Raw genomic sequence first — 13,295 nt, forward strand, 5'->3', positions numbered from 1 at the left:
ACTGTCGTTCAGGCCCCCTGCCCGGCAGGCGTCGCGCCGGCACGACCATTCCGCAGCACGTCGCGGATGATCTCGCGATGCACATGGAAATAGCTCTTGCTGACGCATTGAAGATGCGGCGAGACCTCGTCGTGAAGCCTGCCCAGCGCATGAAACGGCACCGAGGAAGCAAGGTGGTGCTCCGCATGGAACGGCATGTTCCAGTAGAGCATCCTGAGCAATGGGTTCGCGAGCGTGGTGCGCGTATTGGCAAGCAGATTCGGACTTTCTTCGGCGCCCGTGTGCTCGGCCATGCGGATGGCACGCAGAACCGGCTCGCCCATCACGCGGGGCAGCAACCAATAGACCAGCGCGATCGTGCTGCCGAAATAGATCGAGACGGCGGCGATAGCGACGTAGAGCAGGACGAGCAGCCGGATTTCCAGCATCACCTGCCTCCAGACCGATTTCGGCAGAAATTCACGTTCTTCCTCAGTGAAGCGTCCGGTCGTGCCGCGCCACAGCGTGCCGACCAGCTTCGGCCAGAAGGAGAGGCCGATTATCTGCCCGAAATAGTCGCGAAGCGATGTCGGGAACGGCACGATATCCGGGTCATGGTCCTCGTGCTGGGTGAACGTGTGATGCGCTGCGTGCCGGTATTTGAAGTAGAGAAAAGGACGGAACGTGAAGGCGGCGACCGCAAATCCGACGATGTGGTTGATCCATCGCGAATGGAAAGCGGTGCCGTGCGAGCATTCATGCAAGGGTGCGAACAGCAGCACGATGACGATGCCGTAAGCGAGCATTGAAGGTATCAGCAGCCACGGCGTTCCGCCGGAGAGGTAGACGGCAAGTACGCCGAGAGCCAGGGCCGTGAGATGCACCGCCAGTCTAATCAGCCCCGGTCCGTTGGATCGGGTGCGAAGCGTCTTCAGCTTTTCGCGCGAAATGATCTCCGGTCCCGTCAGCGGCCATATCTTGCTGCCGATGCCACCGATCCCAGCATAGCTCGCGGAATTATCGCCTTGCATGCCGATCCTCCTTCAGGTTGCCATTGTCGCGACAGGTCTAGCGGGCCGCCGCATCGAAGAAAAATTCATTGTTCCCATGGCGTTATCGGTTCGGCGTCAGGCCACGAAGCAATGCGCGATCGCTTCCGCGGAGAAGTCCTTGCGGTGAAAATGTCCGGTCACCCGACCGCGGCTCATGACGAGGATGCGGTCGCAGGCATCCATCATCTCCTGCAATTCCGTGGTCAGCAGCAGAATTGCCTTGCCCTCTTCCGCCAGATCCTGGATGGCACGCCATATCTCGAACTTGGCGCCCACGTCGACGCCGCGGGTTGGGTCCTCGGCGATCACAATGTCGCCGCCACGTGCGATCCATTTGCCAATGACGATCTTCTGCTGGTTTCCGCCGGACAATTGTGACGCCAGCTGCGACAGGCCATTGGTCTTGATTGCCAATGTGCGCACCAGGCCGTTGGCCATCGCGTTCCTGTGCCGACGCTTCATGAAGCCGAGGCGGCCGAGACGCCGCAGGATCGTCATGCCGATATTGTCGCCGACGCTCATCGGCAGGACGAGGCCCTCGCGCTTGCGATCGGCCGGCATGAAGCCGACGCCAAAGGCAATGGCGTCCCGCGGAGAGCGCAGCTGCACCTTGCGTCCATGAACGCGGATTTCGCCGCGATCGATGGACGTGGCGCCGAAAATCGCGCGCACGACTGCTTCGCGCTGGCAGCCAAGCAATCCGGCAATGCCGACGATTTCGCCCGCCCGCACCTGCAGGGAAATATCGTCGAAGAGGCGAGCCTTGCCGATCCCCTTTGTTTCCAGCGCGACGTCGCCACAGCGCCTCTCTTTGTAGGCGGACTGGCCCGGCTTATGTTCACGCCCGACCATCAACGCGACAAGAGCAGCCTCGTTCAAGCCGGCAATGTCCCGGGTGGCGACGACGTGACCGTCGCGGAGCACGGTAACGCGATCCGAAATCTGCATCACCTCGCTCAACCGGTGCGAGACGTAGACGATGCCGAGACCATTAGCCTTCAATTTGCGAATGATGGCGATGAGATGCGCGACCTGGTCGTCGTTCAGCGAGGCGGTCGGCTCGTCAAAGACGAGGACGCGCGGACGGCTCGCCAAAGCGCGGCATATCTCGACGATCTGCTGCTCGTTGAGGCTGAGTTCGCCGACGGCCCGCGAAGGATCAAGGCTGACATGAATCTCATCGAGCAGGTCCTTCGCCATACGGTTGAGCATAGCGCGCGTCTTGCCAAGACGGCCGGCCGGTTCACGGCCGAGAAAGATGTTCTCGGCGACGCTCAGGTTCGGACATAGCACCAGCTCCTGGTGGACCAGTGCCAGCCGGTTGGCGAGCGCCACTGTGGGATCGTCGAGAACCACAGGCTGGCCGTCGATCCTGATTTCGCCGCTGTCGGGCGCGACGAGGCCATTCATCACCGACAGCAGCGTCGACTTGCCAGCGCCGTTCTCGCCGACCAGCGCATGCACTTCGCCGGCCTTCAGATCGAAGGTCACGTCGGAAAGCGCGATGACACCAGGATATGTCTTGCGGATTGACTGGACCTCGAGCAGCGGGGCGCCCATCGCGATCACGCCGAATGATATTTGTTGAGAAGCGCGCGATGGCGATCCATGTCTCCGCGCAAGTTTTGATAGACCGACGACCAGACTTCGAAGAAATCCCGGTAACGCTCGTGCAGTTTCGGATCGGGGTCGATCGTCTCCTTGATGCGGACGATGCTTTCAAGAGGCTCGGTCGGCGATTTGTAGATTCCGGCGGCGACGCCGGCAAGAATGGCGTCGCCGATCGGAGCGGCTTCGCCTATGTCCGGGGTCTTCAACGGCAGGTTCACCACGCTGGCGGTGATCTGGTTCCAGAACCGGCTCTTCGTCGGCCCACCGTTCAGGATCAGGCCGTCGACCTTGACGCCGGCCGCGTTGGCGACGCGGACGTTGGAGTAAAGGTCGAAGGCGACGCCCTCGATCAGTGCTCGAATGAAATGCGCCCGTGTTGTCGTTGGGCGTACGCCAAAAAAGTTCCCGCAAGCATTGCTGTTCCAGTTGGGCGACAGCGTGTTGCCGAGATACGGCAGATAAAGCAGGCCGTCGGAACATGCCGGCACGCGCCTCGCCTGCTCGGTGAAAAGGTCGAAGACATTGTGGCCCATGCGCTCGGCTAGGCGGAATTCGGCATCGCCGAACTGGTCGCGGAACCATTTCAACGACGCGCCGGTAAAGGCCATCGGGCCATCGAACATAGTCAGGCCGGGCAGCACGTGCGGCCATTTCAGGATACGGTATTCCTCGACGTTCTGCTCGGTCGGGATCATGATGCCGAGGTTGGAACCCGTGCCCATGGAGTAGTAGGCCTCGCCGGCCTTGGTGACACCGACGCCAAGTGCCGCCGAACTGATATCGGTGCCGCCTGCGGCGACGATGGTGCCGGGCCGCAGCCCCGTCTCCTCGGCCGCTTGTCTGGTCACCTCGCCCACCACTTCATGGGATTGGTAGAGCCGCGGCAGCTTCTCAAGCGGAATGCCGATCGCCCTGGCGACCGACTCGTTCCAGCGCTCCTCGCGATATTCGTAGGCGTAGGCGAGCCCCGCATCGCCGGTGTTCATCGTGAAGTTGCCGCACATCCGGTAGGTGCAATAGCCGGAGGGCGACAGGAACTTGTGCGTGGCGTTGAAGATATGCGGCTCGTGCTTCTTGATCCATAGAGCCTTGGGGTCGATGAACCAGGGCGCAATGCGGTTGCCGTTGTTCTTGTTGATGGTTGCCTCGCCGACGCTGCGGCGGATGTCTTCGCACTCTTCCTCGGAGCGCGAGTCCATCCAGATCATGGCCTGACGCAACGGCTTACCCTGGTCGCTGACCGGGAGAGTTACGCCAACCAGGCCCGAAAGCGCCACGGCCGCGATGTCGTCGGCGAAACGCCCCTGTTCCAGACATTGCCTTATGGACGAGACCACGGCGCCCCAGTAATTCGACGCATCCTGTTCGGCCCAACCGGGAAACGGGTGGAACAGAGGATGCTCCTGCGAGCCGGACGCCACCACCTTGCCGGTGTTGGTGTCGAGAATCGCCGCCTTCACATTGGTCGTGCCGATATCGATGCCGAGCGTGAGATGTCCGCCCATAAATCGCTCCTCCCAGAGTGTCTATGCTTGTGTTTTCTTGCGGCTCATCTTCGACAAGCCGACCGACAAGATGAGAACAACGCCGATGGCGAGGTTCTGATACCAGGTCCCGACGCCCCAGATGGCGAGCAGGTTGAGGCCGGCGGCAAACGCAATGCTGCCCAGCAGCGTACGCCAAGGCGATCCGACGCCTCCAGCCAACGCCGTGCCGCCGATGACGGCAATGGCAATGGCGGTTAATTCATAGCCGGCTGCGAGCGGCGCATCGACCGACTTCAGCCGCGCGGTGAAGATGATGCCGGCAACGGCGGCGCACAATCCGCTGATAGCATAGGCCAGCACCACGTAGCGCTGCGTCTTGATGCCGGCATAGAGCGCGGCTTTTTCGTTGCCGCCTATGGCGTAGAAGCGGCCGCCCCGCATGCTGCCGTTTATGAACCCCATGAGCGCAAGAAGAACGAGAACGAAGACCACGAAACTGATCGGGATGCCGACTATCTTGCCATCGCCGATCCAGCTGTAGAGTGGCGCCTTGAGATAATAGGGATGGCCATTGGTGAGCACATAGTTGAAGCCGCGCAAGGCCGTCAGCGACACCAGCGTCATGATGAAGGACGCGACCTTGAAATATGCCACGCCAATGCCGTTGAGCGCGCCGACCGCGATACCGGTCGCCAGCGCGATCAAAATGACCGGGACGATCGGACCGGCGTAGGTGTTGCCGCGCACCAGCCAGCGGCTTCCCAGCATTGGGCCGATCTCGGCCATGACGACTACGCCGACAATGACCGAAAAGATCATCAGCGCCGCGACCGACAGATCGATGCGGCCGGTAAGCAGCACCACCGTCATGCCAAGTGACAACAGGCCGATCACGGCGATGCTGCGCATGAGGTTTTCGATGTTGAGCGCGGTGAGGTAATACTCGGACGTCAGGGCACCGACCGCGAAGATCAGCAGGATCAGCCAGATGATGGGATCACGAAGCAAACCCTGCAGGAAAGGCGCGCCGCGCGGAGCGGAAAGTTCCAGGGCGCTCATTTCGCGATCCCCCGCTGCCACATGCCAGGTATCACGACGGCAAGGATGACCGCCGCGGTCACGACCTGCTGCAGATAGATGCTGACACCGAGTTGATTGAGAAGGTTGTTGACGATGCCGATGATCAGGGCAGCCACAACCGTACCGATGATCGAGCCCGCGCCCCCGGACAGCGCCGCGCCTCCCAATACGGTGACCGCCAAAACCGAAAGCTCCATGCCTTCGAAGCCTGCTGGATTGATGTAGGACAGCCTGGCGCTTTCAAGCATGCCGGCGAGCGCAGCGCAGACGCCGGAAATCGCGAACACGGCGGCGCGCACGCCGACGACATTGATACCGGACAACGCGGCCGCCTTGACGTTGCCGCCGGTCGCGTAGAGCGCACGTCCGAAGATCGAGTATTTGGTAAGCGCGATCGCGGCCGCGCCCAGCACGACGAGCAGCACGACCGGCAGCGGAATGCCGGCGAGGTCGCCGCGGCCGAACCAGAGGTAGGCGGCGATCGGTTCGGGATAAAGCGCCTGGCCGCCTGAGAAGATGTTGGCTAGCGCGCGGCTTATGCCGAGCATGCCGAGCGTGGTTATCAACGAGGGAATACCCAATGCGGCGACAAGAATGCCGTTGACCAGGCCGATGGCAAGGCCCGTGAGCAAGGTGGTGCCGATGACGAGCGCTGCGGAGCCTGTCGGGATCAGCAGCCCGCCGGCGATGCAGGATAGGATAGCAATCCCGGCGATGGACAAGTCGATCTCACCGGTGATCACCACCAGTGTCATTCCGTAGGCCATGATACCAATCGCGGCTACGGCCAGAAGTATGACATGGATGTTGGCGAGGGAGAGAAAGGACGGTGTGATCGCCTGCCCGGCAATAAGCAGGGCGATCAGCACCGCGACGCGGCTCATGTCGCCGACGCCCAGGTGCCGCCAGGCGTCGGAAGGCTGCGCCTGTGAGGCGACCTTGGTTTCAACGGTACTCATGGTCATGACGTGCTCGCCTGCGTTTTCGGTCAGCGCCTGCCGGCTCTCACGAGAGAACCCGGCAGGCGCGGGAGCTGCCGATCAGCCCGCGACTTCCGGACCGTAGGCGTAAGGCCACTCGTCCGGCGTCAGCGTCTCGATGCCCTCGATGTTCATCTTCTCCCTGGTGATCATTGGCAGGTTGGGTGTCATGATCAGCTTCGGCGGCGCTTCGTTGAGGCCTGCCTTGGCGCCGATATGCATGACAACGGCGCGGATGCCGATGTCGCCGATCAGCGGCGTGTACGGCGACACCATCTCGATATTGCCGGCCCTGATCTCCTTCAGCACCTCACGGGCATCGTCATTGGCGAGGATCATGATCTTCTTTCCGCCTGGCGCGCTGTTCAGCCGGTTCGCTTCACGGATCGCGTCGAGTGCGCCCATGGCTTCCTCGCCGCCGGTGTTGAACGACACCGAGATGTCCTGGAAGGCCTGCAGCGCGTCCGCCGTCGACTTGAAGGCCAGCGTGCGCTGGCTGTTGGTGTGATAGTTGGCGAGCACCTTGTAGCCCGGCGTGTTGCCGATCGCCTCCAGGAAGGCGCCGGTGCGGATCGAGTCCGCCGTGCTGCCGAGATCCTTGCGATTGAAGATGATGTTGCCCTCGGGCGCAGCATGTTTGAGATAAAGGCCTTGCTGCAGACCATTGGCATAGAAGTTGCCAAGCACCTCCGAGCTGATCTGCTCGGACGAAGTGCGGCGGTCGAGGCTCACTACCGGGATGCCGGCCGCGATGGCGCGGTCGACCGGCGGCCCCATCGGCGCTTCGCGGTTCGGCCAAAGCACGATTCCGTCATACTGCTTGGCGATCCAGGTATCGATCACCTGGCCCATCTTGTTGTCGTCGAACTCGGCGTCGATCACCTCGAGCTCGATGTTGGGATGGCGTTTGGCCTCCCACGCGGCGGTGTCGGCGAGGCTGATCAGCCAGGGATGGTTGAAGCCGTGGAAGACCAATCCTATGCGGTACTTCTTGCTGTGATCCAACACCGGACCTTCGGCAAGCGGCAGATAGTCGGTGAAAGGCGACTTGATCTGAAGCTTGCTGTAAGGGCCGACGAAACTCGCCCCCATGCCGGGCTTCCATACGAACCCGCCGGCGAGATCACCGACAGGGTAGACGTCGAGGTAATCGCGAAAGCCATCTTTTTCGAACAGCGCGCTCACGTCCCCATTCGACATTCCGGCCCCTGCCTCGTCGGAATATTTCTTGATGAGCGCGTTGATGACGGAATGGACCGATTCCTCGGCGGCCGCCGGAGCGATTGCCAGCGGGGCGGCAGCAAGCACGGTCAGTGTCGCAGCCGTCTTCAACAGATGACGGCGAGATAGTTTCAGCATTTAAGGTTTCCTCCCAATTTTTGGTTTCAGCCCGGGATATGCCCCGAAGAAGTCAGTGCTAGTCTCCTCCTTCCACCAGGATGTGGACGTAGCCGTCCGCCACCTTGGTTTCGTAAGTCTTCAGCCGCTCGGTGACCGGCGGCGAAAGCGGCATGCCGGTCGGGATATGGAACAGTCCCTGATGCAGCGGGCATTCAATCGTCTGGCCATCTATGTAGCCCTCGGAGAGAAAGGCGTGTGCGTGCGTGCAGACGCCGGCTGTCGCGTAGAACCGGCCACTGAGATTGAAGATTGCGATGCACGCGCCGCCGTGCTCTATGCGCGTCGCGTCGCCGACGGGCAGGCTGTCAACGCGGATCGCCTGTATCCAATGCATGTCCTTGATTGTCGTTTCCGCCGCCATTCATTTCCTCGCAGTCGTCATTCTGTTTCGTTTATTTTCGTTGTCTTTCCATAAGCGGCCAATTCATTGTGAGAATGCCGGTATTGATGACTCCGATAAGGCTCGCCTGAGCGGACCTGCTCGCCACAGTAACGACGGGAAGGAGCCCGAGGTGATCGGCGTCTGGATTGCGGCTCCAGCGGGTCGTGGCGCACGAGACAGCACGAAGCAGCGCGCTTCGACATGCGGGATGGGCCGGTCCCTGTCGCGGGGTGTACAGCAACGATGCCAGAGGAAGCCGTTGCGGAGCCGCCGCGCACGATCGAGGAACTAAGGGGCGCTGCCGCTTACGTGTCAGGAGCGGTCTTCGGCGGAAGACCCGAAGCGCCGCCCCTGGCCTTCCTCTTCCTCGCGCCTCGTGATGTCCATGCCGAGATCAGAACAGCCGCACGGGCTCAGCGGCGTCTTCAGATACTCGATCACCACCGGATCTTCGAGCGTGCGCGGCCATCTTCCTTATTCGCTTCACTCGATGTCGTCGCGGATGCAGGCCTTGCGGTGCCGGGGAGCGACCTCTGTCAAGACAGGCGACACCGCAGCGCAGGCTTCGATAGTGTACGGACAGCGTGTGCGGAAAACGCAGCCCGACGGCGGATTTGCCGGGCTTGGTATGTCGCCTTTGAGAACTTGCCGCTGCCGCTTGACCGCGGTGTCGAGCGCGGGGATCGCGGAGAGCAGAGCCCGCGTGTAGGGATGTCGCGGTCTCGCATAAAGCTCGGCGGCCGGGGCCACTTCCATGATCCGCCCGAGATAGAGCACCACGACCGTGTCGCAGATATATTCGACCACGGCGAGGTCATGCGAGATGAACAGCATCGTCAGACCAAGGCGAAGCTTGAGGTCGTGCAGGAGATTGACGACTTGCGCCTGGATCGAGACGTCGAGCGCGGATACCGGCTCGTCCGCGACGATGAATTCCGGCTCGAGCGTGAGAGCGCGCGCAATGCCGATGCGCTGCCGCTGACCGCCGGAGAATTCGTGCGCATAGCGGTCGAACGCGTCCGCGGGCAGCTCGACCGCGAGGAGAGCCTCCTTCGCTCGCACACGGCGCTCGGCTTTGCTGCCGATGCCCTGGATATCGAGCCCTTCGGTCAGGATCTGGCCGATCGTCATGCGCGGCGAGAGGCTGGCGAAGGGATCCTGGAAGATGTACTGCATTTTGCGCCGCTGCCGGCGCAGCTCGGTCGCACCGAGCTTGGTGATGTCCATCCCCTCGAATCTGATCTCGCCTGAGGTCGGCTCGATGAGCCGGAGCACCGAGCGTCCGATCGTTGTCTTGCCCGAGCCGGATTCGCCGACGAGCCCGACGACTTCGCCACGCCCGATGTCGAAAGAAACATCCTGAAGCGCCTTGACCACCGGACCACGTGAAAAGGCTTGGGGTGCGAAGTGCTTGGTCAGGTTGCGGACAGAAAGATAGGGGGCCGGCATCGCTAGAGTTCCTCCCATCTGAGACACCGGCTCTCCTGGCTCGGCGGCACCTGATGGAGCGGCGGCACGGCGGTACGGCAGGCATCGATCGCCATGCTGCAGCGTGGCGCGAAGGCACAGCCCTTCGGCAGCATGGCCAGCGAGGGAACATTGCCGGCGATGGTGGGCAGCGGAGTGCCGGCGGCCTTCAGCGCGGTCGCCTCGCCGAGGCGCGGCGCGGAACGCATGAGGCCCACCGTATAGGGGTGGCGCGGGCGGGAAAATACCTCCGCCACCGGTCCGGATTCGACGATGCGTCCCGCATACATGACGGCGACCCGGTCGGCGATCTCGGCCACGACGCCGAGATTGTGGGTAACGAAAAGAATGCTCATGCCGCGCTCGGCCTGCAGCTTTTCCAGAAGCTCCAGGATTTGTGCCTGGATGGTCACGTCGAGCGCCGTCGTCGGCTCGTCGGCAATGAGCAGCGTCGGGTCGCAGGCGAGCGCCATGGCGATCGTCACGCGCTGGCGCATGCCGCCCGACAACTCGTGCGGATATTGGAGCGCCCGCCGTTCGGAATCCTGGATGCCGACCTGCACCAGCAGTCGCACGGCATCCAGCGCAGCCTCGCGTCGCGATTTGCCAAGATGGACGCGGATCGGCTCCGCGATCTGCTCGCCGACCGTGAGGACCGGGTTGAGGCTGGTCATCGGCTCCTGGAACACCATGCCGATGTCGTTTCCTCTGATGCGTCGCAACCGTTCGGCATCGAGCGTGGTCAGTTCAGTTTCGGTGCCGTCCTTGCGCCTGAGCCTGATCGATCCCTCGACGATCTTGCCGACGCGCCGCGGCAGCAGGCCCATGATCGACAGGCTCGTCACCGACTTGCCGGATCCTGACTCGCCGACGAGCGCGACGGTTTCGCCCGGCGCGATCGTCAGGCCGACATCCTGGATGGCGGCGATCTCGCGTCCCGCGATGCGGAAGGCGGCGCGCAGGCCGGAGACGGCAAGGGTAGGCGCGCCCACGGCTTCAGCCAAGCAATCCGACGTCGCGCAGGATGGCGTCGATCTTCGCCGCCTCCTCGTCATTCAACGTGCGCTGCGGGCGCGCCATCGTGTTCGAGGCGATGATCCCCAGGCTGCGCATCGCCGACTTGAAGGCACCGACGCCGGCCGAGCCGGCGCTTGTGCGGCCAAGCGAGATCGTCACGATCTCGAACAGTTTCAGGAGGCGCTCCTGTTCGGTCCGAGCAGCCTTGTGGTCACCCGCCTGCAACAGATTCCAGACCTTGACGTAGCCACGCGGGTCGACATTGGCGAGCCCCGGAACGACGCCATGGGCGCCCATCGACAGCGCGGTGTCGACCATGATCTCCGACCCTGTCATGCCGAAGAAGCCGCGGTCGCTGGCCATATCCTGCAGCACGTAGCGGAGATTGCCATCGTCGCCGCTGGAGTCCTTCAGTCCGGCCACGATCCCTTCCCTGGCCATGGTCACGGTCGTCTTGCGCTCCAGCTTGACGTGGACGCAGACCGGAATGTCATAGGCGATGATCGGGATATCGACCGCATCCTTGATGTAGCGGAAGTGGTCGATGATTTCGGGCTGGCTGGTCCGTGTATAAAACGGCGCGGTGACGACGATGGCATCGGCACCGGCCGCCTTGGCGATCCGGGAATGCTTGATGACGCGATCGGTCGTCGGGTCGATGACGCCGACGAAGAGAGGCACTCGCCCGTTGTTGACCTTGACCGCATGCTCGACGATCGCCTGGCGGGCGGCTTCATCGTGGAACACGACCTCACTGGTCGAGCCGAGCACGAACAGGCCGTGCACGCCACCATCCAGGAGATTTTCGACACCCCGCGTGAATGACGGGAAGTCGACGCTGAAATCGGGATTGAGCGGGGTGACGACGGGTGGCACGACGCCGGTGAAGAGAGGCATTTTGAACCTTTTGGTCAGTTGAGATCGGATCTGGGGTCGAAGGCGTCGCGCAGGCCGTCACCGATGAAGTTGATGGCCAGAACGGTGAGCACGAGGGCCGCGCCGGGAAACATCCATTGCCAGGGATACTGCTCCAGCACGATGGTCGAGCGGGCGAGGTTGAGCATGTTGCCCCAGCTGGCCTCGGGCGGCGGTATGCCGAGCCCAAGGAAGGAGAGGCCTGCCTCCAGCAGGATCGCGTTCGCGATCTGCAAGGTGGCGTAGACGACCAGGATGTCGATTGAGTTCGGCAGGCCATGGCGTAACAGGAGGTGCGGCATCCGCGCGCCCATCCCGCGCGCCGCGACGACGAAATCGCGTTCGCGCAGCTCCATGAGGCGCGCGCGGACCATGCGCGAGAGCACCGGCCAGGACAGCAGCGAGATGACGAGAATGGTCGGCATGATCCCCGTCCCCGCGATCGAGGCGAGCACCAGGAGAAAGATCACCGGCGGCAAGGTCATTGCGAGATCGACGAGGCGCATGACGGTGCTGTCGACCACCCGGCCGCCGAAACTGGCGATCGCACCGACCAGAAAACCGATGACTGTCGAGATTGCAACCGAACCCACAGCAACGATCAAGGAGATGCGGCCGCCCTGCAGGACACGGGCCATGACGTCACGGCCGACGCCGTCGCTGCCCAGCCAATGCACCGCCGATGGGCCCTTGTTCATTGCCCTGAGATCGATTGCGTTCGGCCCGATCGGCCACCACAGGTGATAGGTCGAGACAGCAAGCAGGATCGGGATCAGGATGATGAGGCCGGCGCGTGCCGCGTGGTTTGCGATGAAGCGGCCAAATGCGCGACGCAGTGGACCTTTTGTCCGTGGCACACCCTCTCCCATGCTTGTGGTCAGGGCCATCACGACACTCGAACGCGCGGGTCGACAAACGCATAGGCGATGTCGGTGAGAAGATTGACGAGGATGACGCAGGCGCCGACCACCAGGGTCGCGCCCATGATGACCGGATAGTCGCGGGTGCCGACGGCGTTAACCAGCAGAAGCCCCATACCCGGCCAGTTGAAGACGCTCTCGAGAAAGATCGCTCCGCCCACCGCGATGCCGATGGTCGAGCCGATCAAGGTGATCACGGGAAGCAGCGCGTTGCGCGTCGCATGTTTCATGATCACCCAGAACTCGCGCACGCCCTTGGCCCGCGCCGTGCGCACATAATCCTGACCGAGAACCTCGAGCAGCGAGGAACGCATGTACCGCATGATCATGGCCGCATGGCCGATCGACAGCAGGCAGGCGGGAAGAATGAGATGTGTAAGCACGTCAAACAGCGAGAATGGCGTTCCGGGCGTCTGCATGCCGCCGGATGGAGCCCAGCGCAGCAGAACCGAGAAGAAGTACAGGCCCAGCAACGCGGTCAGGAACGCCGGACTGGAAATGCCGACAAACGACAGCACCGAAAGGGAAATGTCGGGCCATGCGTTGCGTCGAACGGCGCTGACGATGCCGCCGGCAATTCCGACGACGATCGCTATTGCGAGGCCGGTCCCCATGAGAAGCACCGTCGGGCCGACGCGTCCCAGCACCAGCGGAAGCACCGCAACGCCGCTCCGCTGGATCGAATAGCCGAAATCTCCCGACAGGGCGGCGCGAAGCCAGCCGAGATACTGGATCGGTAATGGCTGGTCGAGGCCGAGGCGCAACCGCAGTGCCTCCAGATCTTGCGGCGACAATGGCACCGACGGATTGATATAGGCGTCGATCGGATCGCCGGGCGCGAGCCGCAGCAGGAGGAAGATCAGGACGCTCAATGCGAGCACCATCAACAATCCTGCGGCGCTGCGGCGGGCGATGAAGCTCAGCATGGCTTTCACGTCTGGCGGCTGACCAGGCCGGCACCACGGTGATGCCGGCCTCGGCCAAATGGCGAAGTTATCTATTTC

Annotated in this window: 13 protein-coding genes; all 13 read right to left on the reverse strand. The window is 62.6% G+C overall.

The window, feature by feature from the left end; all coding sequences use genetic code 11:
• Positions 1-8 precede the first annotated feature (8 nt).
• Positions 9-1,010 (reverse strand): fatty acid desaturase, encoded by a 1,002-nt coding sequence (locus tag EJ071_RS33880; protein ID WP_126101752.1) that lies wholly within the window; start codon positions 1,008-1,010, stop codon positions 9-11.
• A 96-nt stretch (positions 1,011-1,106) separates the two neighbouring features.
• Positions 1,107-2,591: a sugar ABC transporter ATP-binding protein gene (locus EJ071_RS33885; RefSeq protein WP_126101753.1), complete on the reverse strand. Its 1,485-nt coding sequence runs from the start codon at positions 2,589-2,591 to the stop codon at positions 1,107-1,109.
• Between the two features lie 5 nt (positions 2,592-2,596).
• Positions 2,597-4,147 carry an FGGY family carbohydrate kinase gene (locus tag EJ071_RS33890; protein WP_126101754.1) on the reverse strand — a complete coding sequence of 517 codons (1,551 nt, stop codon included), beginning with the start codon at positions 4,145-4,147 and terminating at the stop codon, positions 2,597-2,599.
• A gap of 21 nt (positions 4,148-4,168) precedes the next feature.
• Positions 4,169-5,188, reverse strand: a complete 1,020-nt coding sequence (locus tag EJ071_RS33895) for an ABC transporter permease (RefSeq protein WP_126101755.1) — start codon at positions 5,186-5,188, stop codon at positions 4,169-4,171.
• Complete coding sequence (locus EJ071_RS33900) at positions 5,185-6,174, reverse strand: ABC transporter permease (protein WP_126101756.1); 990 nt, start codon at positions 6,172-6,174, stop codon at positions 5,185-5,187. Before EJ071_RS33900 ends, EJ071_RS33895 begins: the two co-directional genes overlap by 4 nt.
• A gap of 75 nt (positions 6,175-6,249) precedes the next feature.
• The gene (locus EJ071_RS33905) at positions 6,250-7,548 is read right to left on the reverse strand and encodes a sugar ABC transporter substrate-binding protein (RefSeq protein WP_126101757.1); all 1,299 of its coding nucleotides are present in this window, start codon (positions 7,546-7,548) and stop codon (positions 6,250-6,252) included.
• A 58-nt stretch (positions 7,549-7,606) separates the two neighbouring features.
• On the reverse strand, positions 7,607-7,951 hold the full coding sequence (locus EJ071_RS33910) for a non-heme iron oxygenase ferredoxin subunit (protein WP_126101758.1): 345 nt from the start codon (positions 7,949-7,951) through the stop codon (positions 7,607-7,609).
• A 333-nt stretch (positions 7,952-8,284) separates the two neighbouring features.
• Complete coding sequence (locus tag EJ071_RS40150; RefSeq protein WP_281058887.1) at positions 8,285-8,413, reverse strand: hypothetical protein; 129 nt, start codon at positions 8,411-8,413, stop codon at positions 8,285-8,287.
• Positions 8,414-8,455: 42 nt separating this feature from the next.
• Positions 8,456-9,421, reverse strand: a complete 966-nt coding sequence (locus EJ071_RS33915; protein ID WP_126101759.1) for an ABC transporter ATP-binding protein — start codon at positions 9,419-9,421, stop codon at positions 8,456-8,458.
• Positions 9,422-9,423: 2 nt separating this feature from the next.
• Entirely contained in the window at positions 9,424-10,431 is a 1,008-nt protein-coding gene (locus EJ071_RS33920) for an ABC transporter ATP-binding protein (RefSeq protein ID WP_245460071.1), read from the reverse strand.
• Positions 10,432-10,435: 4 nt separating this feature from the next.
• Positions 10,436-11,353: a dihydrodipicolinate synthase family protein gene (locus EJ071_RS33925; RefSeq protein WP_126101761.1), complete on the reverse strand. Its 918-nt coding sequence runs from the start codon at positions 11,351-11,353 to the stop codon at positions 10,436-10,438.
• 14 nt (positions 11,354-11,367) lie between these two features.
• Positions 11,368-12,240 (reverse strand): ABC transporter permease, encoded by an 873-nt coding sequence (locus EJ071_RS33930; protein ID WP_126102834.1) that lies wholly within the window; start codon positions 12,238-12,240, stop codon positions 11,368-11,370.
• A gap of 17 nt (positions 12,241-12,257) precedes the next feature.
• Positions 12,258-13,217, reverse strand: coding sequence for an ABC transporter permease (locus tag EJ071_RS33935; protein ID WP_126101762.1), 960 nt, complete (start codon positions 13,215-13,217; stop codon positions 12,258-12,260).
• Positions 13,218-13,295: the final 78 nt, after the last annotated feature.

The sequence above is a fragment of the Mesorhizobium sp. M1B.F.Ca.ET.045.04.1.1 genome (assembly GCF_003952465.1).
Classification (GTDB): Bacteria; Pseudomonadota; Alphaproteobacteria; order Rhizobiales; family Rhizobiaceae; genus Mesorhizobium; species Mesorhizobium shonense.

Coding starts and splice junctions, on each gene's coding strand:
- EJ071_RS33880 (WP_126101752.1), bottom strand. CDS start 1,010: ATGCAAGGCGATAATTCCGCGAGCTATGCTGGGATCGGTGGCATCGGC.
- EJ071_RS33885 (WP_126101753.1), bottom strand. CDS start 2,591: ATGGGCGCCCCGCTGCTCGAGGTCCAGTCAATCCGCAAGACATATCCT.
- EJ071_RS33890 (WP_126101754.1), bottom strand. CDS start 4,147: ATGGGCGGACATCTCACGCTCGGCATCGATATCGGCACGACCAATGTG.
- EJ071_RS33895 (WP_126101755.1), bottom strand. CDS start 5,188: ATGAGCGCCCTGGAACTTTCCGCTCCGCGCGGCGCGCCTTTCCTGCAG.
- EJ071_RS33900 (WP_126101756.1), bottom strand. CDS start 6,174: ATGACCATGAGTACCGTTGAAACCAAGGTCGCCTCACAGGCGCAGCCT.
- EJ071_RS33905 (WP_126101757.1), bottom strand. CDS start 7,548: ATGCTGAAACTATCTCGCCGTCATCTGTTGAAGACGGCTGCGACACTG.
- EJ071_RS33910 (WP_126101758.1), bottom strand. CDS start 7,951: ATGGCGGCGGAAACGACAATCAAGGACATGCATTGGATACAGGCGATC.
- EJ071_RS33915 (WP_126101759.1), bottom strand. CDS start 9,421: ATGCCGGCCCCCTATCTTTCTGTCCGCAACCTGACCAAGCACTTCGCA.
- EJ071_RS33925 (WP_126101761.1), bottom strand. CDS start 11,353: ATGCCTCTCTTCACCGGCGTCGTGCCACCCGTCGTCACCCCGCTCAAT.
- EJ071_RS33930 (WP_126102834.1), bottom strand. CDS start 12,240: ATGGGAGAGGGTGTGCCACGGACAAAAGGTCCACTGCGTCGCGCATTT.
- EJ071_RS33935 (WP_126101762.1), bottom strand. CDS start 13,217: ATGCTGAGCTTCATCGCCCGCCGCAGCGCCGCAGGATTGTTGATGGTG.